Annotated in this window: 17 protein-coding genes and 1 pseudogene; 4 read left to right on the forward strand and 14 right to left on the reverse strand. The window is 65.1% G+C overall.

The window, feature by feature from the left end:
* Nucleotides 1-7: 7 nt before the first annotated feature.
* Nucleotides 8-2233, reverse strand: a complete 2226-nt coding sequence (locus SHTP_RS00645) for an acyl-CoA dehydrogenase family protein (RefSeq protein WP_096369477.1) — start codon at nt 2231-2233, stop codon at nt 8-10.
* A 7-nt stretch (nt 2234-2240) separates the two neighbouring features.
* Nucleotides 2241-3106: pseudogene (locus tag SHTP_RS00650) on the reverse strand (amidohydrolase family protein).
* A gap of 314 nt (nt 3107-3420) precedes the next feature.
* On the opposite strand from SHTP_RS00650, the gene SHTP_RS00655 reads away from it, so the two are divergent.
* Entirely contained in the window at nt 3421-3996 is a 576-nt protein-coding gene (locus SHTP_RS00655) for a TetR family transcriptional regulator (protein ID WP_011742432.1), read from the forward strand.
* 8 nt (nt 3997-4004) lie between these two features.
* On the opposite strand, the gene SHTP_RS00660 is transcribed toward SHTP_RS00655, so the two are convergent.
* The 4 genes from SHTP_RS00660 to SHTP_RS00675 form a co-directional block, all read right to left on the reverse strand.
* Nucleotides 4005-5216 carry a thiolase family protein gene (locus SHTP_RS00660; RefSeq protein ID WP_096369478.1) on the reverse strand — a complete coding sequence of 404 codons (1212 nt, stop codon included), beginning with the start codon at nt 5214-5216 and terminating at the stop codon, nt 4005-4007.
* Nucleotides 5217-5246: 30 nt separating this feature from the next.
* A complete protein-coding gene (locus SHTP_RS00665) occupies nt 5247-5645 on the reverse strand; it encodes a Zn-ribbon domain-containing OB-fold protein (RefSeq protein ID WP_096369479.1) in 399 nt (132 codons plus the stop codon).
* A gap of 95 nt (nt 5646-5740) precedes the next feature.
* Nucleotides 5741-6157 (reverse strand): DUF5313 domain-containing protein, encoded by a 417-nt coding sequence (locus SHTP_RS00670; protein WP_096369480.1) that lies wholly within the window; start codon nt 6155-6157, stop codon nt 5741-5743.
* Between the two features lie 30 nt (nt 6158-6187).
* Nucleotides 6188-6679: a MarR family winged helix-turn-helix transcriptional regulator gene (locus tag SHTP_RS00675; protein ID WP_096369481.1), complete on the reverse strand. Its 492-nt coding sequence runs from the start codon at nt 6677-6679 to the stop codon at nt 6188-6190.
* 133 nt (nt 6680-6812) lie between these two features.
* On the opposite strand from SHTP_RS00675, the gene SHTP_RS00680 reads away from it, so the two are divergent.
* On the forward strand, nt 6813-7976 hold the full coding sequence (locus SHTP_RS00680) for an AAA family ATPase (protein WP_096369482.1): 1164 nt from the start codon (nt 6813-6815) through the stop codon (nt 7974-7976).
* A gap of 21 nt (nt 7977-7997) precedes the next feature.
* On the opposite strand, the gene SHTP_RS00685 is transcribed toward SHTP_RS00680, so the two are convergent.
* The 6 genes from SHTP_RS00685 to SHTP_RS00710 all read right to left on the reverse strand — a co-directional run bounded on the left by SHTP_RS00685 (nt 7998) and on the right by SHTP_RS00710 (nt 13937).
* A complete protein-coding gene (locus tag SHTP_RS00685) occupies nt 7998-8741 on the reverse strand; it encodes a CPBP family intramembrane glutamic endopeptidase (RefSeq protein ID WP_172900610.1) in 744 nt (247 codons plus the stop codon).
* Nucleotides 8742-8795: 54 nt separating this feature from the next.
* Nucleotides 8796-10004, reverse strand: coding sequence for a glycosyltransferase (locus SHTP_RS00690; protein WP_096369484.1), 1209 nt, complete (start codon nt 10002-10004; stop codon nt 8796-8798).
* Between the two features lie 68 nt (nt 10005-10072).
* The gene (locus tag SHTP_RS00695; RefSeq protein WP_012392149.1) at nt 10073-11284 is read right to left on the reverse strand and encodes an acyl-CoA dehydrogenase family protein; all 1212 of its coding nucleotides are present in this window, start codon (nt 11282-11284) and stop codon (nt 10073-10075) included.
* Nucleotides 11285-11312: 28 nt separating this feature from the next.
* Complete coding sequence (locus tag SHTP_RS00700; RefSeq protein WP_096369485.1) at nt 11313-11933, reverse strand: TetR/AcrR family transcriptional regulator; 621 nt, start codon at nt 11931-11933, stop codon at nt 11313-11315.
* Nucleotides 11934-12010: 77 nt separating this feature from the next.
* Nucleotides 12011-13231, reverse strand: a complete 1221-nt coding sequence (locus SHTP_RS00705) for a GNAT family N-acetyltransferase (RefSeq protein WP_096369486.1) — start codon at nt 13229-13231, stop codon at nt 12011-12013.
* Nucleotides 13232-13370: 139 nt separating this feature from the next.
* Complete coding sequence (locus tag SHTP_RS00710) at nt 13371-13937, reverse strand: PadR family transcriptional regulator (protein ID WP_012392152.1); 567 nt, start codon at nt 13935-13937, stop codon at nt 13371-13373.
* A 127-nt stretch (nt 13938-14064) separates the two neighbouring features.
* Between SHTP_RS00710 and SHTP_RS00715 the strand changes: the two genes are divergently transcribed.
* Nucleotides 14065-14496, forward strand: coding sequence for a nuclear transport factor 2 family protein (locus SHTP_RS00715; RefSeq protein WP_011742421.1), 432 nt, complete (start codon nt 14065-14067; stop codon nt 14494-14496).
* Between the two features lie 58 nt (nt 14497-14554).
* Complete coding sequence (locus SHTP_RS00720; protein ID WP_096372246.1) at nt 14555-15595, forward strand: LLM class F420-dependent oxidoreductase; 1041 nt, start codon at nt 14555-14557, stop codon at nt 15593-15595.
* Nucleotides 15596-15616: 21 nt separating this feature from the next.
* On the opposite strand, the gene SHTP_RS00725 is transcribed toward SHTP_RS00720, so the two are convergent.
* Entirely contained in the window at nt 15617-16672 is a 1056-nt protein-coding gene (locus tag SHTP_RS00725) for a phosphotransferase family protein (protein ID WP_231991248.1), read from the reverse strand.
* A 30-nt stretch (nt 16673-16702) separates the two neighbouring features.
* Nucleotides 16703-17926, reverse strand: coding sequence for an acyl-CoA dehydrogenase family protein (locus tag SHTP_RS00730; RefSeq protein WP_096369488.1), 1224 nt, complete (start codon nt 17924-17926; stop codon nt 16703-16705).
* Between the last annotated feature and the right edge of the window lie 12 nt (nt 17927-17938).

A 17938-nucleotide genomic window follows, 5' to 3' on the forward strand; every position in this document is an offset into this window, starting at 1 on the left:
GGTGAAGCTATTTGCGGGGAAGGCCGAGGATCATCGAAGCGATGACGGTGAGCTGGATCTCCGCGGTACCCCCGCCGATGAGCTCGGAAGGCATGTCGAAGTACGGCCCGAGTACGGCCGGATCCGAGTCCTCCAGCATTGCGACGCGCCCGGCCAGGCCCAGCGTTGCGGTCCAGACCCGCCGCAGCAGCAGCACCATCGCGTACTTGGCGATGCTGGAGGTCGGGCCGGCAACTTGTCCCTGGATCTGTCGCAGCGTCTCGCGCAACACCATTGCCTTGATGGCGGTGGTGTGGGACTCGACATCTCCGACTGCCCGCAGCGCCGCGTCCTGGTCGAGACCATCGGCCATCGCCACGTGTCGAAGTACCTGCGTGCGATCGATATTGACGCAATTACCTATCGCCGTGCGTTCGACGGCCATGGTTGCCACCGCCAGATCCCAACCGTCGCCCGGATTTCCGACCAGCATGTCGTCGGCAACGAACACATCGGTGAAAAAGACCTCGTTGAAGTCGAACCGGCCACTGGCCTGCTTGATCGGTGAGACCTCGATGCCCGGGGACGCCATGTCGACGAGGAAGTAGCTGATCCCTCGGTGTTTCGCCGCGTCGGGGTCGGTGCGCGCCAACAGCGCCCCGAACTGTGCCCGGTCGGCGTGGGAGGTCCAGATCTTGTGCCCGTTGACCAGCCATCCCCCGTCGACCTTGACGGCGCGGGTGCGCAGCGACGCCAGGTCTGAACCGGCTCCCGGTTCGCTGAACAGCTGGCACCATCTTTGGGTTCCGCCCGGGATGGGCCACCCGAACCGGTCGCGTTGCAGGTCGGATCCTCGGTCGAGAATCGTCGGGAAGATCCACTCCGCGATACCCAGGGACGGCTTGGTCACGCCGGGGCGCTTGCTGAACTCCTCGGCAATGATCACCTGCTGCACCGGCGTCGCGGCCAGGCCCCACGGCTTGGCTAGGTGTGGGGCGGCCAGACCCGCCTCGGCCAGCAGATCCCGTTGTGACCTGTGCGCCAGGCCGGGATTCCTGGAGTCATCGGTGGGGTGCTCGTTGGCTAGCGCTTGTGCCCGGTCCAGTGTGGCCGCTACTCGGGCCCGGAACTCGGATTCGACGTTGCCCAAATTGACTGCGGTAGAGCGACTCAGCGTGCGGGCCAGCTCGCCGGCCGCACGGCTGAAGCGCGTTGTCGGCCCCAGCGACGCGGCCAGGCTGATCGCGCGGCGCCAGTACAGGTGCATGTCGTGTTCCCAGGTGTAGCCGATCGCGCCAAACATCAGCAGGGCATCGAGAGTCAGGTCGGGGGCCGGACCCACCGCCACCAGGGCGGCCGACGCAGCGGCCAGGCGGTGCTGCTCGAGGGGCTCGTCGGCGGCGCGCACCGCGTCCCAGGCCGCTGCCGCGGCCAGTTCGGCGTTGACCAGCAGCACAGCGGCTTTGTGCTGCAGGGCCTGAAAGGCCCCAACGGGTTTGCCGAACTGCTCGCGGGTGCGGATATAGTCCACGGCGGCTTCGGCGCCGCGGCGTACCGTCCCCGCCGCGGCGCATGCCGCAAGGGCCACCACCAGGCAGCGAGCCCGCTCGGTCGCGATCCCAGACACCAGTGACTCGGCCGCGACGACATGGTCGGCGAGGGTCAGCACACCCACGTCGGTGCACAGATCGGTGCCGCGCTGCGGCTGGACTGAAAGGCCCGAACCCGGCGATCGCGGGTCCAGCACGAACCACAGCTGGGCGCCGTCTTCGGAGCGTGCGGCTAGCAGAACACGTTGCGCCGCACAGATTCCCAGCGTCATTTGAGACGAGCCATCAAGGCGCCAACCGGCCGCGACCCGGGCGGCGCGCACGTCGCAATGTTCGGGCAGCACGACGGCCGCGGTCGCGCCGCCAGCCAGCTCCGCTATCAGTGCTGCCGCGGATGTGTCCGCCAACCCCGCGACCGCGCTTGCCGTCGCGGTGCTCAACAACGGCCCCGGCAGCAACGCCGCGGCGGCTGCCTCGAGCACGCAGGCCATGTCCGCCAGCGTGCCGCCCTGGCCGCCGGCGTCCTCGCTCAAATGCACCGCATGAAAGCCGTGCGCGGTGAATTCCTCCCACCACGGCGGCAATTCGCCGGCCGCGAACGAGTCCCATGCGGCCCGGGTCTTGTCTATCGGCGCATGCCGGGCCGCGAACTGAGCGACGGCCTGGGCCAGTTGCTCTTGTCCGGCCGTGATCGCCAGCGCCACTGGATGGTCAGCCCGTCAAGCCCAGAATGCGAGCGGCATTGCCGTAGAGGAACTTTGGCCAGACTTCGTCTTTGAGGCCGACCTTGGGCAGCTCGCTGAATATCCGTCCAGTGACAACCCCATCGGGAAGTAGCCGGCGTAGAGAACCTTGTCCGCGCCGCGCGAATTCGCGTAGTCGATGATGGCCTTCGGGTAGTACTTGGGCGCGAAGGCAGAGGTGGAGTAATACAGGTTGGGCCACTTCAGCATCAGCTTGACGGCTAGCTCCTCCCAGGGTTCGCAGCCGTGGCGGGTGACGAAGACCAGATCGGGAAAGTCGAACATCACGATGTCGATCCGGGAAACCTCCTGGGGCCGGAAAGGAAGCCGCGGGCCGGGGATGCCGGCGCAGACGAAGATGGGTATGCCGAGTTCGACGCAGGTGGCATAGATGGGATACATCTTCGGATCATCGATGGGGACTTGGGGGAAGGTGCCGGCCGGAAACACTGAGGTCGCGCGGATGCCGAACTGCTCGTATTCCCGACGGATCGCGGCGACCGACCCCATCACATCGTTCGGATCGGCGATCGCTCCGGACGGGATGAACCGGTCGGGGAATGTCTTGAGTGCCAACTGCGCGGAGTCCTCCCGGACCCCGGTCATGGCCTTCTCGATGTTGAACCGGTCCATCTGCTGCAGCACCAGGGACACCGGATCATCGGTGGGCAGGCCCTTGGGCACGTCCTTGAACATGTACTCGACGGGGAACTCGAAGTTCTCCTTGGACTCACGGTCCTTGGTCTGCTTGCGAATGAAGTCATATTGGGCGGACCCCTCGTGCGGGAATCCGATCATGGTGTCGATCACCGGCAAACCGACAGGTCCGGCCATTGCGTCCTCCGATCAGGCGCGAGTCTTCGACACTAGCACCGCGCCTGACCCAATAGTGAAACCAGGTTCTACCCACGTCAAGGACGGTGGTGGGCAAAAGTTGGGATAATAGGCCGGATATGCCGTTTGTATGCCGTAGCATTTGGTCAACACAAAGAAGGGTGTTCTGGAAACGGGGCCCGTTCTTGCCGTCGGGTTGAATCGGAGGTCGCGCCATCGGTACATCAGCCCCCGGCCTGACACCGTCGCCCGAGGCGGCGCAGGGCCGCTCGCGGATCAATCGCGCCAACCCCGACGTCGTTCCGCTGGCGGAGATGACCGCCAGCCAGCTGTTTCGTCGCGCAAAAGTGATCGAAGAGGTGATCGATCTGATCGCCGATGTCGGCGCCGACGCGGTGCAGATGCGTGACGTGGCCCAGCGTTCGGGAGTGGCCCTGGCCACCGTCTATCGCTACTTCAGTTCCAAGGAGCACCTGTTGGCGGCGGCGCTTCAGGACTGGCAGATGCGGCTGACCCGCCGCATTCTGAGCGCCAGTGGCTCACCCGATCAAGACCCGCTGCCGGGCATCCTGGACTACCTGCGCCGCGCGTTGCGCGCCTTTCATCGCAATCCCGAGATGACGGCGTTGATGCTTCAGATGATGACCTCTACCGATCGGGACGCGAAAGCGACGATCGATCAGATGGATCGCACCAACGTCGAGATGTTCAATCGCCTGCTGCACGGTGTTGCCCCAGCAGACATTTCGAATGTCAGCTTCGCTCTCAACGCCGCACTTAGCGGTGCGCTGACCGGGTTGCTGACCAGCAGGCTGACCTTGGAGGAAGCGCTTGGCCATGTCGAGTGGGTCGCGCGTGCTCTGCTCGATGAAGGCCGGCCGCATCCGTGAAGCGGGCGTTAGGCCGCCGACCTTTCCAGGATGTGCACGCCGCACGCAGAGCCCAAACCGATCACGTGAGCCAGCCCGACTTTGGCGTTGTCGATCTGACGGTCGCCGGCCTCGCCGCGCAGGTGATGGCAGATCTCCCAGACGTTGGCGATGCCGGTGGCCGCGATGGGATGGCCCTTGGACTGCAGCCCGCCGGACACGTTGACCGGCGTGGAGCCGTCGCGCCACGGGGCGCCTGACTCGAAAAAGTCTGCGGCACCGCCCTGTTCGCACAGCATCAGGTTGTCGTAATGCACCAACTCGGCGGTGGCGAAGCAATCGTGCAGCTCGACTAGATCGAGATCGCTGGGTCCAACGCCGGCCTGCTCGTAGGCGGTCTTGGCGGCGTTGCGGGTCAACGTGTTGACGTTTGGCAGGACCTGGCAGCCCGGCTCGTAGGGATCGGTGGTCAGCACCGATGCCGAAACCTTCACCGCGCGTCGACGCTGCCGTGCGGACAGAGACTTCAGCGTCTCGCCATTGCACACGATCGCGGCGGCGGCGCCGTCACAGTTGGCCGAGCACATCGGCCGGGTGTTGGGGTAGGCGATCATGACGTCGTTCATGATCTGCTCGAGCGTGAACCTCTTCTGATAGGCGGCCAGCGGGTTCAGTGTCGAATGGGCGTGGTTTTTCTCGCTGATCTTGGCGAACAGCTCGAAGCTGGTGCCGCCGTACTTGTGTCCGTATTCGGTGCCCATCTGAGCGAATACGCCCGGCATGGTCTCGGTGCCGATCCGCCCATCCACCGGCGCGACCGCGCTGTAGCGACCGGCCGGGGTCCAGACGTCGGCGTCGCTCTTCTTCTTACCTCCCCCACCGAGCAGCCCGGCGCCGGACAACTTTTCGACCCCGACAGCCATGCCGTAGTCGACCTCGCCAGCCTTCACCGCCATGATGGCGGTCCGCAACGCGGTGGCCCCGGTGGCGCAGGCGTTGGCCACGTTGTACACCGGGATGCCGGTCTGGCCGATCTGTTTTTGCAGCTGCTGACCGATCCCGGCGTTGGCGGCCATCAGGTTGCCGGCCGCGAGTACGCCGATGTCGGCCATGCTCACGCCGGCGTCATCGAGCGCGCTCATCGCGGCCTGGGCCGCCAGGTCGACGGTGTCGAGGTCGGGGTGCTTGCCGAACTTGGTCATCCGGATCCCGAGGATCCAAATCTCGTCGCTGGCGCTCATCGTCGTTGCCCTTTCCGCGGTGCCGGATGGTCAAGTAGCGGGCTCGAAGCCGAAGCCGATCGCTTCGGTCCCCTGCGCGTCGGTGCCGATCGCGTAGGTGGCCAGGCGCACCTTCATCCCGTCGTGCACATGCTCGGGATCGGGGTCGATGTTGATGAGATTGGCGCGGACCTGGGTGCCGTCGCAGTCGACCACGGACGCGATGAACGGGGTGGGGATCCCGGGTGCGGCGAAAGTGACGATGGTGAACGTGCGCACCGTGCCCTCGGTTGGCACCGGCACGGTGGTGAACTCGGTGGCAAAGCAGTTGGCGCACGCGTTGCGGCGGTCGAAGAAGCGGGCGCCGCAGTGGGTGTATTCCCGGGCCATGAGGTGCGGATCGCCGTCGTCGAGCACCAGGTAGTCGACCAACGGGATCTGCTTGGTCATGTGAGCACCTCCGCCATGTCTATCCCCGGTCTATCCCGACCGTAGCGAGTGCGCGCCATCAGCGACAGATGCGGCGACGGCCGCGCTCGAGGCGGTTAGAACGGGCTGCTGTTGGACTGCCAGTGCGCCTCTTCGGGCCGCGGGCCGTAGCGGCGAGCGTAGTCCTCGTGCATCCGCGCCTGCTTCTTCTGTTTGAGCACGTCAACCAGGTTGGGATCCAGACCGTGCTGGGCCAGTCGGTGCCGGCGCCAGACCTTGTTCAGGGCCAGCGAGATCAACAGCGACCAGATGTAGAGCGGCACCGTCATCTCGGAATGCACATACAGCGAGGCCGGCAACAGCCACAACGGGGCGAGGATCAGAATCGCGGGAAGCGCCCACCTGATCATGTGCCGGCGGATGGCTCCCTTGCCGGCTAGGTCGTTGGCAACCCAGCTGCGCATCGAATCGGGTAGGCACTTCCCATACGAGTAGGCAATGTACTGCCAGAAATTCGGTTTGCCGGCGGCCATCAGGACTCCTATAGGGACAATTTCGAACTGTTAGGACTGCGGTGCGTCGGCCGCCAAGGCCGCCACATTGATACGGGTGAGCACACGGTGGAGTTGCTCGAGTTCGGTCGGGTCGACGCCCAGGCGCGCGATTACGGCAGCGGGTACCTCAGCCGCCCGTTCGCGTAGTGCGATACCGAACCTGGTGAGCTTGACGTCGGTGGAGCGTTCGTCGGTCGCGTTTCGGGTCCGCGTGACCAGGCCGAGTGCTTCGAGGCGCTTGAGCATCGGCGACAGCGTGGCCGAATCCAGCTGCAGGGTCACGGCGATCTGCTTGACCGCCAGCGCAGAATCCTGTCCCGATGATGTTCTCTGGTTATCCCACAAGGCCAGCATCACCAGATACTGTGGGTGGGTCAGGCCAAGCGGTTCCAGTAGCGGGCGATAGACGGCCAGGACGGCCCGATTGGTGATCGCGAGCGCGAAACACACCTGCTGTTCGAGGGCAAGTGGATCGGCCTGCGACGTCGTTGGCGCGGCCATATCTACATCGTGCCCTAATAGTTAGTGCACTAGCAATAGGGCCATTGGTCACTTTCTGGGCTTGAGCGGCCGCGATGGGGTGCGCCCGGGGGTGCTCGGGCGCGCCGTGCCGGTTTTGGATTAGCGTGGCCAGGTGCTGGTGACTGTCGCGGTGGAGAACTACCGGTCGCTGCGCCAGCTGGTGGTCCCGCTACACCAGCTCAATGTGGTCACCGGTGCCAACGGAAGCGGCAAATCCAATCTCTATCGCGCGTTGCGCCTGATGGCCGACTCGGCCCGCAACGGGGCGGTGGCCGCGTTGGCCCGCGAAGGCGGGTTGAGTTCGACCATGTGGGCCGGGCCGGCGGTGATCGGCAAATCGGTGCGTCAGGGCCGCCACCAGGTCCAGGGGACGGTTCGCACCGATTCGGTTAGTTTGAAACTCGGCTTCGCCGGATCCGATTTCGGCTATGCGATGGATCTTGGTCTGCCGCAGGCGTCGATCAGCAAGTTCAAACTCGATCCCGAAGTCAAAGTGGAGGCGCTCTGGGTCGGGCCGGTGTGGCGCAGCGCCACGGCGATTGCCGAACGGGGTGGCCCGGTCGCGCGGCTGCGCGACGGTGACGACAACTGGCACCTGATCACCGACGCGCTGCGGCCCTTCGATTCGATGCTCAGTGAGTTGGCAGATCCGGTGCGGGCCCCGGAACTCATCGAGATGCGTGAGCGCATCCGGAACTGGCGCTTTTATGATCACCTGCGCACCGATGCCGACGCACCCGCCCGGCAGGCCCGGATCGGCACCCGCACCACGGTGCTCGGACACGATGGGGCCGACCTGGCCGCCGCGCTGGAAACGATTCGCGAGATTGGCGACGAGGCGGCGCTCGATGAAGCCATCGATCGAGCATTTGAGGGCAGTCGGATAGACGTCGCCAGCGACAACGGCCGCTTTGAACTGGCGCTGAAACAGCCCGGAATGCTGCAGCCATTGGGTGCCGCGGAGCTCTCCGACGGAACACTGCGATATCTGCTGTGGAGCGCAGCCTTGCTGTCCCCTCGGCCGCCGCAGTTGCTGGTGCTCAACGAGCCCGAGACCAGCTTGCACCCCGAGCTGCTGCCGGCGTTGGCGTCGCTGATCGCCACGGCCGCCCAACGCAGCCAGATAATCGTCGTTACCCATTCCGAGCCCCTGGTGGCGGGTCTGCAGCAGGCCGCGGAGGTGCACACCATCCGCCTGACCAAAGAACTCGGTGAAACCCGGATCGTGGGTCAGGGCATGCTCGATCAGCCGTCCTGGCATTGGCCGCCCCGCTAACCGCTGATGGGCCGGACGCGCTCAGGATGCGGGCATGGTGCCGGTCAATATCAGCATCAGTACCAAGCCGGGCAATGAGTTGGTCACTTGGTGCGCAGCGATGCTTGCCCACAGGCCGCCGGAGTACAACCGGGCCAGCGCGATCGGGACGGCGATCACCAGCAATAGCGGTGCTCGGGTGAACTCGAAGTGGGCCAGTGCGAACACCGCGGTGGAGACCACCAGCGCGACCCACTGCCCCCAACGCCGCTCCAGCGCTCCCCAGAGCAGCCCGCGGTAGAGGATCTCTTCACACAGCGGCCCAACGAACACGACGACGATGAACACGGCCACCGCCCACGGCCACGAGGCCCGGACGTCACCAAACACCTTGTATAGGGCCGAATTCGCGTCGGGACCGGTGATCGAGGCGTAGAGCATGGACGCGGGCACACTGACCACCAGCCCGCCGAGACCGAAAACGAGTCCCAAGCGCACGTCGCGCCACGTCCCGCCCATGCGTAGGTCGGTGCGGGGACCATTGCCACGCCGTATCGTGATGAATACGGCCAGCCCCGCCGCGATGACCGTGGGAGCGGCCACCGCCAGTGAAATGAGCGCGGCGGACCGGGGACCCGCGCTCGCCACGACGAGCGCCAACAACGTGGAGCTGAGTAGGTAGACCAGCTCTACCAGGACGAAGGCGCCCAGCCCCCAGCGATGTGCGGGCGCCGCGGTTGGCCGAAGGGCCGGCGCATCCGGCGTGCTCGACGAGGGGGGCAGCAACGGGTCATCGCCGGGTTCTGCTTGCACTGCCGTGACGCTAGCGCACTAGCCGCCTCAGCTGCGCCGGTCGACGTGAGCGGTGTGCTCGAGCAGGTCGGCCGCCATGGCAATGCTGTGGGCGGGTGGGGTCATCTGGTCCGCCACCGTGCGGGCACGGGCGATGTACTGCGCGGCCAGGATGCTACCCAGGCCGGCGGCCAGCGACTCCGAAGTGGCTGCCGAAAAGGGCTGTCCGACACCGACTCCAAGCTCTTCGATGCCAGCGGCCCAGATCGGCTGATCGAGCCATAGCCAGCGAATCAGCATGGGGATGCCGGCGCGCAGGCCGGCTGCGGTGGTTCCGGCGCCCCCATGGTGAACTATCGCGCGACAGGCCGGAAAGACCGCCGCGTGGTTGACCGCCGGTGCGACCATGACCTGGTGGGAATGCGGCATCTGGCCAAAGTCGTTCGGCCCGGCGCAGATCAGCGCCCGCTCACCCAGCTGAGCACACGCGGCACTGATCATGGCGAACTGCTCCGCCGGCGAGGTCAACGGGGTGCTGCCAAAGCCGAAGTAGATCGGTGGGGCTCCTTCGGCAATCCAGGCGAGGATCGCGTCATCGTCATCGGTGGGTGACTGCAACGTCAGCGCGCCGACGAATGGGTGTCGGCCATCGGCTTGCACCCACCGGCCCGGTGGTCCGGGCAGGACGATCTGGTCATAGGCCTGGATTTCGAGCGATCCCTGTTCCGCGACCCGTTGCGGGACGGATTCCGATGCCGGCGGCAGTCCCAGGGCCTGGCGTTGGGCGTCGTCGGCGGCTTTCGTTGCCAGCGTCGAGAGCATGCCCGCCGGCAATGCCGGCGCAGGGAAGAAGTGCAGCCCGGCCAGCGGAATGCCGAAGTACTCGGCGACATTGGCGGCCACCGCCTGCTCGTTGAAGCCGACCACAAGCAGGTCGGCACCGTCCGCCAGCGCGGTCAGCGTCTCACTCTTGGCCGCGTTCACCCGGGTTAGGTGTTCAATGAGTTTGGGCACCATGGTGATTGGGTGCTGGGCCGTGGCCGCTAAGTCGCCAACCAGGTTCGGGGCGGGGCCCATCTGCTGGTGTGAATCGGGGCCATAGGCGACCGTGGTCAGCCCGGCCGACTCGAGGAAGCCGACCAGGTTGGGTGGGGCCGCCACCCGCACCTCATGGCCACGTCGCAGCAGCTCACGCGCGGCGGCGGCGCACGGCTCAACGTCGCCGCGGCTTCCGTAGCTTGCGACCACAGCTTTCATCGGCGGAAATTTCGGCTGCGAACGGCTACCGGATCATCAACGGCCGTCGGCGCTACCGCACCGAATGCTCATCGGATGGGCAGCCCGGTCAGCGCTCGCGATATCACCAGGCGCTGGATCTCGCTGGTGCCCTCGAAGATGGTGAAGATCTTCGCATCGCGGTGCATCCGCTCAACGGGGTAGTCGCGGGTGTAGCCGTTGCCCCCGAGGATCTGAATGGCCTCGTCGGTGACGTAAACGGCGGTCTCACTTGCCACCAGCTTGGCCATCGATCCCTCCGCCGAATCGAAGTTGTGATTGTTGCGGGCCATCCATCCGGCTCGCCATACCAACAGACGCGCCGCATCGATGCGCGCTTTCATGTCGGCTAGTTTGAACGCCACCGCCTGGAACTCGCCGATCTTGCGCCCGAATTGTTCGCGTTGGCAGGCGTATTCCAGGGCGTACTCATAGGCCGCTCGGGCCACGCCGACCGCCATTGCCCCTACGGTGGGCCGGGTGCGCTCAAAGGTCTTCATCGCGGCCTGCCCGCGCGCAGAGGCGCCGGACTTGACCCGAGCGATGCGCGCCTCGAACTTCTCTCGCCCGCCGAGGATCGCGTCCTCGGGCAGACGCACGTTGTCGAGCACCACCTCAGCGGTGTGGGAAGCGCGGATGCCGTGCTTCTTGAACTTCTGCCCTTGGGTCAGGCCCTTGGTGCCGGGCGGGATCACGAACGTGGCCTGCCCGCGGGTGCCCAGTTCGGGGTGTACCGATACCACCACGATGTGCACGTTGGCGATGCCGCCATTGGTCGCCCAGGTCTTGGTTCCGTTGAGAACCCACTCCCCGGCCGCCTCGTCGAAGTGCGCACGGGTGCGGATGGCGCCGACGTCGGAGCCTGCGTCGGGTTCTGAGGAACAGAACGCTCCGAGCTTGGGATCGCCGGGGGTGCCAAACATCTCCGGCAGCCAGCGGCCCAGTTGTTCGGGAGTTCCGTTGGCGGCCAGGGCCGCGGCGGCCAGCCCGGTGCCCATGATGGAAATCGCGATACCGGCATCGCCCCAGAACATCTCCTCGAACGCGGCGAGAATGCCCACCCCGGACGGCTCGACGGACTGCTGGGCGAAGAAGTCGGGCGAGTAGAGCCCCACCTTCGCGGCCTCCTGGATTACCGGCCAGGGAGTCTCTTCACGTTCATCCCATTCTGCGGCGGCCGGACGGATGACCTCGGCCGAAAACTTGTGCACCCAGTCGCGTACTTCGATCACGTCGTCGCTGAGTTCTAGTGAGAAGGTCACAGTCTTACTCCTGGAATTTGTTGTCGGCCTAGGGTTTTCTGGAGGGCGCGGGGTTGGTGTATTGAGAGAGCATGCTGACGGTCTGATTGACCCACGCCTCGAAGTAGCGGCTGTCATCGATGTTTCCGGGCGAGCGACCGGTCAGTGCCTGCAGCGTCGCGGCGTAGGACAGCGAGGCGATGGCGACACTGGCCGCCGCTTCGGGATCGGGTATTCGGGTGCGGCCCGACCGGTTGGACGCCGCCAGTTCGTCGGCGAATCGCTGGTAGGCGTTGTCGGTGATGATCTGCCAGGTTTTCTCGTCGAGGTCACCGAGTGCACCGGGCTCGCGCAGCATCACCTTGAGCAAATCCTCGCTCTGTTTCAGGTTGGTCCAGATGAGGTGTCCGGCGGTTCGCACCGCCTGCTCCACACCGCCCGGCTCGCCGGCGTCGTACTGCTCGCGCGCTGCCACGATGCTGTCGATGCGGTGCTCAACCGCGGCCTCGAGCAGCTCGTGTTTGGAGCCGAAGTGCTTGTACAACGCGCCAGATCCCGGCGCGAGGCCCGAGCAGCGCTGGATGTCGGCGACCGACGTCGCCGCGTAGCCCTTGACGGCAAAGAGCTTCAGTGCCGCCGAGAGCAGGCGATCTCGTCCGGACGTGGACATGGTGAGAGAGTACTCACTCACCAAGTCGGGCGCAAGTGGCTCGGTGCCACCAGTACCTGGTAGAACGCCAGTACGCCCTAGAAGAAGAACCCGGCGTGGGGCGCTTCCGGCGCCGCGAACAGCTGATCGGCAACGGCAAGTGCGGTCGGGTCCTCGCACCGGGCTAAACCTGTCATGGCGAGGTCGCGCCAACGCGCGCCACCGAGCAAAACGGCGGCAAGGCCCGCAACGTCGAGGTGCAACGCGGGACGCCGACTCGTCGGTTCGGCCCCGTCGCCCGAGATGGTGAAGTGACCCGAGTTGCCGGCCAGCAAGGGATCATCGATCGCGATGGTGACGGTGCCATCGCCGTAATAACGCCGGGCGGCCAAGGCGGCCCGGACATCGATCACGCGCAGCCACGTCTCGTCATGCACCGCCGTCACCTTCATGGCCCGTCGATCAACAAGCAGCCAGGGCAGCGGATCGTCCAAAGGCAGCATCCAGAAGACCACGCGGTCAATCAGATCGAGTCCGAACAGGAAACGCAGCAATCCAAGATAGGCGGCGCCGGTCGGCGCGAAGAAGTCCTCGACCACGATGGTGCGTTGGTCGGCGACGAACCACTTCTCGGTGTCGATGGGGCGGTAGCGGACGAATCCCGTCTCCCGCCCCGGCTCGCCGTGGACTGCGATATACGAAGGCCCCGGCGATGTTTCGGCGCGCAGTCGCTGGAACTGCCACCAAACCCCCGGGCGGTCAATGGTTCCCGGTCGCGACGGCCGATTCCTCGCGTAGATCCCGGCAAGGACGTCCCAGCTATCGACGGTGTCGAGTAGCCGCACCGGTCCGCCGGTTCCGACACCCGGGCGCAACGTCGCCCGTGCCGTCTGGATTTCAACGCTCTGCGCTGAACTGGCCACGCCGTAGCCATACCGTTCATAGATGGTTGCCTCCGAGGCTCGCAGCGTCGCCACCGTCTCGCCCCGTGCGGCGAAGTCGCGTAGCTGATGGTTCATCAGCTCGGTAGCGATGCCTTGGCGGCGGCGAAACGTCGGCAGCACACCGATGCGCGTCACGGCGGCATGGCGCACGATCGCTCCGCCGGGCAGGGTCAGGTCGCTGGTGGCGGCGTCGGCGGTACCGACCAGTTGCTCATCGATGAATGTGCCCACGGTTCGCCCGGGCTCGAGAAGTGTGGTGATCTGGCCCGGCGACAGGTTCGGCATGGGGGGTAGGCCGACCATGGCGACGCGGAACACTTTGCCCGCCGCCATCAGGTCTTGCTCGGTGTCGAGAACGCGGATGTTGGTGCTCACCCGGCCATCATGTCGCGTCCGTGCGAGGCTGGTCTGCAGCGCGTCAGGATCGGGTCATGCGCGCCGACGGCATGGACTCGAGTGTCCGGCCGAAATTTCCGCCTGGGGCAATTTTTCCCCAGGGTCGTGCAGTCGTTTTCTATCCCGTTTGCGTAGCGAGACGGAAGTCCAGGATTTTCAACGTCTGCTCGGCCCACTGAATATTTGCCTGCTCGAAGGAAATTCCGCGCAGCAGCGTCAGGTAAGGGCCTATCCGTTCGGCCTGGGTCAAGTATTCCTGCTCGGTGCGGCCGTCCAGCATGCGCCTGCGTGCCCGCTCGTAGCGCTCCAGTTTTGCCGTGGCCCATTGCAGTAGCTCGACAACGAATTCCCGAACGGCGTCGATGTTTCCGGCATCGCAGGCCTGAATCTTGATGAGCAGTTCGTCGCGAATCACCGCGGGCTTGGGCGGCTTGCTGGTGAACTGCAGGATCGCCGCACGACCTGACTCGGTCAACGAGTGCATGCGCTTGTTGGGCCGGCGCTCTTGGTGGACTACACGGGCCTGAATGAGCCCTTGCTCGGTCAGGCGTTCGAGCTCGCGGTACAGCTGCTGTGGTGTGGCCATCCAGAAGTTCGCCATCGAGGCGTCGAACTCTTTCGCGAGGTCATATCCGGACGACTCGCCTTCCAAGAGGGCAGCCAAAACCGCGTCACGGAGTGACATCTGGCCAATGATACATGGCAAGAAAGATCTGGCGAACTGGGTTCGTGAGTGGTTCGCTCGCTATGGGCGCGACGGCGGCTACCCGAAAATATGAATATTCGATAAATCCACTAGGTGGAGGTGGTTGATGCATCCGTTCCGTAAAGCGGTTGAAGAACGTGATGTGACAGCCGTTGAGGCGATGCTGGCCGACACGGTGGTCTTTACCAGCCCGGTAGTGTTCAAACCGTACGTGGGCAAAGCGATCACCGCAGCGCTGCTGCGCGGTGTTCTGCGGGTGTTCGAAGACTTTCGCTACATCCGCGAGATCGCCGACGGCAACGGACGTGACCACGCCTTCGTGTTCGAGGCGACGATTGCCGGGGCTTCCGGGGCGTCGGGTAAGAAAGTCATGGGTTGTGACTTCCTGCATTTCAACGAGGACGGACTGATCGATGACTTCATGGTGATGGTGCGGCCAATGTCGGGCGCCATGGCGTTGTCGGAGGCGATGGGCGCCCAGTTCGACCGGATCCAACAAGAGGCGCTGGAACTGGCCCAGCAGTTCGCCGGGGCATAGAACTTTCATCGCTTGGCTCCGCGCCGAGCGTGAACAAATTTGAGGAAGGGTGTTGGTCATGCGAATCGGATTGGCCATCAATTACGCGGGCGGCTTCAAGGAGGTGGCCGCCGAAGTGGCCGACCTCGAACGTGCCGGACTGGACATCGTCTTTGTCCCCGAGGCGTATTCGTTCGACGCCGTCAGTGCTCTTGGATACCTGGCGGCCTGCACGGACCGCGTTCAGCTCGCCTCGGGCATCCTGCAGCTGTACACGCGGACGCCCACCTTGACGGCGATGACCGCGGCCGGGCTGGACTATGTATCCGACGGTAGGTTCACCCTTGGGCTCGGTGCCTCAGGTCCGCAAGTGATCGAAGGCTTTCACGGGGTGCCCTATGACGCCCCGATTGCGCGTACCCGCGAAATCATCGAGATTTGTCGTCAGGTGTGGCGCCGTGAGCGCCTGGAATATCAGGGTAAGCACTACACGATCCCACTACCGGCCGGCCAGGGTACCGGGCTGGGCAAGCCACTCAAGATCATCAATCATCCTGTGCGGGAGCGTATCCCGATCTTGTTAGCCGCGTTGGGGCCCAAGAACGTCGAGTTGGCGGCCGAAGCGGCCGAAGGCTGGCAGCCCATCTTCTACCTGCCGGAGAAGGCCCACGATGTCTGGGGCCAGGCGCTGGCGGCCGGCCGGGCCAAACGGGACCCGGCGTTGGGCGAACTCGACGTGTATGCCGGCCCGGTGCTGGCGATCGGTGACAACGTGGAACCCCTTCGCGAATTCGTGAAGCCGCATCTGGCGCTCTACATCGGGGGGATGGGTGCCAAGGGCAAGAACTTCTACCACATGCTGGCGACCAGATATGGCTACGGAGCCGAGGCGGACCGAATCCAGCAGCTGTACCTGGCCGGGGACAAGGACGGCGCCGCCAAGGTTGTCCCAGACGAGCTGGTGCGAGACGTCAACCTGATCGGCACGCCAGGGTTCGTCAGGGACCGGCTGGCGGCGTTCCGCGAGTCCGGGGTCACGACATTGAATGTGGCGCCGATCGCGGAAACGGCTGCCGAGCGGGTGAAGCTCATCGACACGCTTCGCCAACTGGTCGACTAGGCGCTCGGGGCCTTTCCGGGGTCAGAAAGCTGAGTCGGAGACTTGGTTCATGCCTGCGGCATCGGCGATTTCGCGAGCCATGTGTACCCGCGCATCGATCCATGCGACGGTCGGAGTCCCCTCAGACGCCTTGTTCTGCGGCTCGTCCATCGCCCGTCGCATGACGCCCTCGGCGATGATCGCCAATTTCCACAGCCCGAGAACATGCCAGTACTGTAGCGCGGCCGGATCGCGGCCGGTCTCGTCTAGATAAAGGCGGGTCATTTCGGCGCGGTCGGGGAATCCGTCGAGGGTCGAGGGTGCGAAGTCACCGACGCCAGATTCACCGGGCTCCATCCAGTAGGTGAGCAGGCTTCCCATGTCAGCGAGCGGATCGCCCAGCGTCGACAGTTCCCAGTCCAGGGTCGCCACCACCGCGCCGGTCTCCGGCGAGGTGATCAGGTTGCGCAGATGAAAGTCCCCATGCACCAAGCTGATTTCCCGTTGCTCGGGAGCGGCGGCGACCAGCCGGCGGGTCAGGTCGTCAAGTTCGGGAAGCTCGCGCGTCTTGGACAGCTCCCATTGTCCCGCCCAGCGTTTGAGCTGGCGCTGGGCGTAGGGCTTGTGGCTGGCCAGATCGTCGAGCCCCACCTTCGCCAGGTCGACGGCGTGGATTTTGGCCAGGGTGCGGGGCAACGACAAGGCGATCTGGCGGCGCTGCCGTGGCGTCAGCGCCTCGGCAACCTCCATGGTGTCGACGACCAATCCATCAACGAACTCCATCAACACCAATGGCGCCTCGGAAAACTCCGAATCCGTTGTAACTCCGAGGATCCGGGGAACCGGCACGTCGGTCTCGGCCAGCGCGGCCATGATGCGGGCCTCGCGCACCACATCGTGGGCCGAGGCCAGCAGATGCCCCAGCGGCGGGCGGCGCAACACCCAGGCGCGGCCAGCGGCATCGGTGACCCGATAGGTCAGATTCGACTGACCGAGACCGATGCGTTGAAAACGCAGTGGCGCGGCGACTTGGTGCCCCAGCGTGACCAGCCACCGTGACACCGCGTCGGCGTGGACACCGGGAATGTCCTCACTCATGGGTCCGGGCATCGGTGCGGTTGACCGGGTTCACGATCCGTGGGCGCCGTTGCGGTACTTGCGCAACTCTTGGGTGGAAATCGCTCGTTTGTGCACCTCGTCTGGGCCGTCGGCCAGCCGCAATGTGCGCAGGTGGGCCCAGGCCATCGCCAGCGGAAAGTCGTCGGTGACCCCGCCACCGCCGTGCACCTGAATGGCCCGGTCGACGATTTTGAGCGCGATGTTGGGGGCCGCCACCTTGATCGCCGCAATCTCGGTACGGGCGTGCTTGTTTCCGACCGTATCCATCAGGTAGGCGGCCTTGAGGGTCAGCAATCGGATCATCTCGATCTCGATCCGGGCCTCGGCGATCCAGTCGCGCACGTTCGCGTTCTCGCTGATGGGCTTGCCGAAGGTGACCCGGGATTGGGCTCGTTTGCACATCAACTCCAGCGCCCGCTCCGCCATGCCGATCGCGCGCATGCAGTGATGAATGCGGCCGGGGCCCAGCCGGGCCTGGCTGATGGCAAATCCCTCGCCTTCGCCCTTGAGCACGTCTTTGACCGGCACCCGTACGTCGACGAAGTCGATTTCGGCATGTCCTTCGCGGTCCTGGTAGCCAAAGACGGGCAGGTTGCGCTGCACGGTGAGGCCCGGCGCATCGATCGGCACCACCAACATCGATTGCTGGCGGTGCACCGGCGCGGTGGGGTCGGTCTTACCCATCACGATCAAGACTTTGCAATTACGGTGCATGCCGTTGGACGCAAACCATTTTCGTCCGTTGAGGATGTAGCTGTCACCGTCGCGCACCATCGACATCTCGACGTTCGTCGCATCGGAGCTGGCCACCGCGGGCTCGGTCATGGCGAAGGCAGAGCGGATTTTGCCCTCTAGCAGCGGCTTGAGGTAGCGCTGCTGGTGCTCATCGGTGCCGAAGAGGGTCAGCACCTCCATGTTGCCGGTGTCCGGGGCGCTACAGTTGCAGGCCTCCGAGGCGATGTGGCTGCGGCCCAGGATCTCCGCCAATGGCGCGTACTCGAGGTTGGTCAATCCCGGCCCCCACTCGGGGTGCGGGTGAAACAGGTTCCACAGCCCGCGATTTCGGGCCGCGGCCTTGAGTTCCTCCAAGATCGGAGGATGGAAATGCGGGTCGCCGGCGACGCGCATCTGTTCGTCGTAGATGGCCTCAGCCGGGTACACCTGGGAATCCATGAACTCGAGCAGGTCTGATTGGTACTGCTTGGCGCGATCGGAAATATCGAACAGTGACATGAGAACCTCTGG

The organism is Mycobacterium ulcerans subsp. shinshuense (assembly GCF_002355775.1).
In the GTDB taxonomy this organism is placed as follows: domain Bacteria; phylum Actinomycetota; class Actinomycetes; order Mycobacteriales; family Mycobacteriaceae; genus Mycobacterium; species Mycobacterium marinum.

Bases quoted from the DNA above. Each gene is read 5' to 3' on its own strand.
- SHTP_RS00675 (WP_096369481.1), bottom strand. From the start codon at position 6,679: ATGGCCGCGCCAACGACGTCGCAGGCCGATCCACTTGCCCTCGAACAG.
- SHTP_RS00730 (WP_096369488.1), bottom strand. From the start codon at position 17,926: ATGTCACTGTTCGATATTTCCGATCGCGCCAAGCAGTACCAATCAGAC.
- SHTP_RS00725 (WP_231991248.1), bottom strand. From the start codon at position 16,672: ATGAGTGAGGACATTCCCGGTGTCCACGCCGACGCGGTGTCACGGTGG.
- SHTP_RS00665 (WP_096369479.1), bottom strand. From the start codon at position 5,645: ATGACCAAGCAGATCCCGTTGGTCGACTACCTGGTGCTCGACGACGGC.
- SHTP_RS00655 (WP_011742432.1), top strand. From the start codon at position 3,421: ATGACCGCCAGCCAGCTGTTTCGTCGCGCAAAAGTGATCGAAGAGGTG.
- SHTP_RS00720 (WP_096372246.1), top strand. From the start codon at position 14,555: ATGCGAATCGGATTGGCCATCAATTACGCGGGCGGCTTCAAGGAGGTG.
- SHTP_RS00710 (WP_012392152.1), bottom strand. From the start codon at position 13,937: ATGTCACTCCGTGACGCGGTTTTGGCTGCCCTCTTGGAAGGCGAGTCG.
- SHTP_RS00690 (WP_096369484.1), bottom strand. From the start codon at position 10,004: ATGAAAGCTGTGGTCGCAAGCTACGGAAGCCGCGGCGACGTTGAGCCG.
- SHTP_RS00670 (WP_096369480.1), bottom strand. From the start codon at position 6,157: ATGGCCGCCGGCAAACCGAATTTCTGGCAGTACATTGCCTACTCGTAT.
- SHTP_RS00700 (WP_096369485.1), bottom strand. From the start codon at position 11,933: ATGTCCACGTCCGGACGAGATCGCCTGCTCTCGGCGGCACTGAAGCTC.
- SHTP_RS00715 (WP_011742421.1), top strand. From the start codon at position 14,065: ATGCATCCGTTCCGTAAAGCGGTTGAAGAACGTGATGTGACAGCCGTT.
- SHTP_RS00660 (WP_096369478.1), bottom strand. From the start codon at position 5,216: ATGAGCGCCAGCGACGAGATTTGGATCCTCGGGATCCGGATGACCAAG.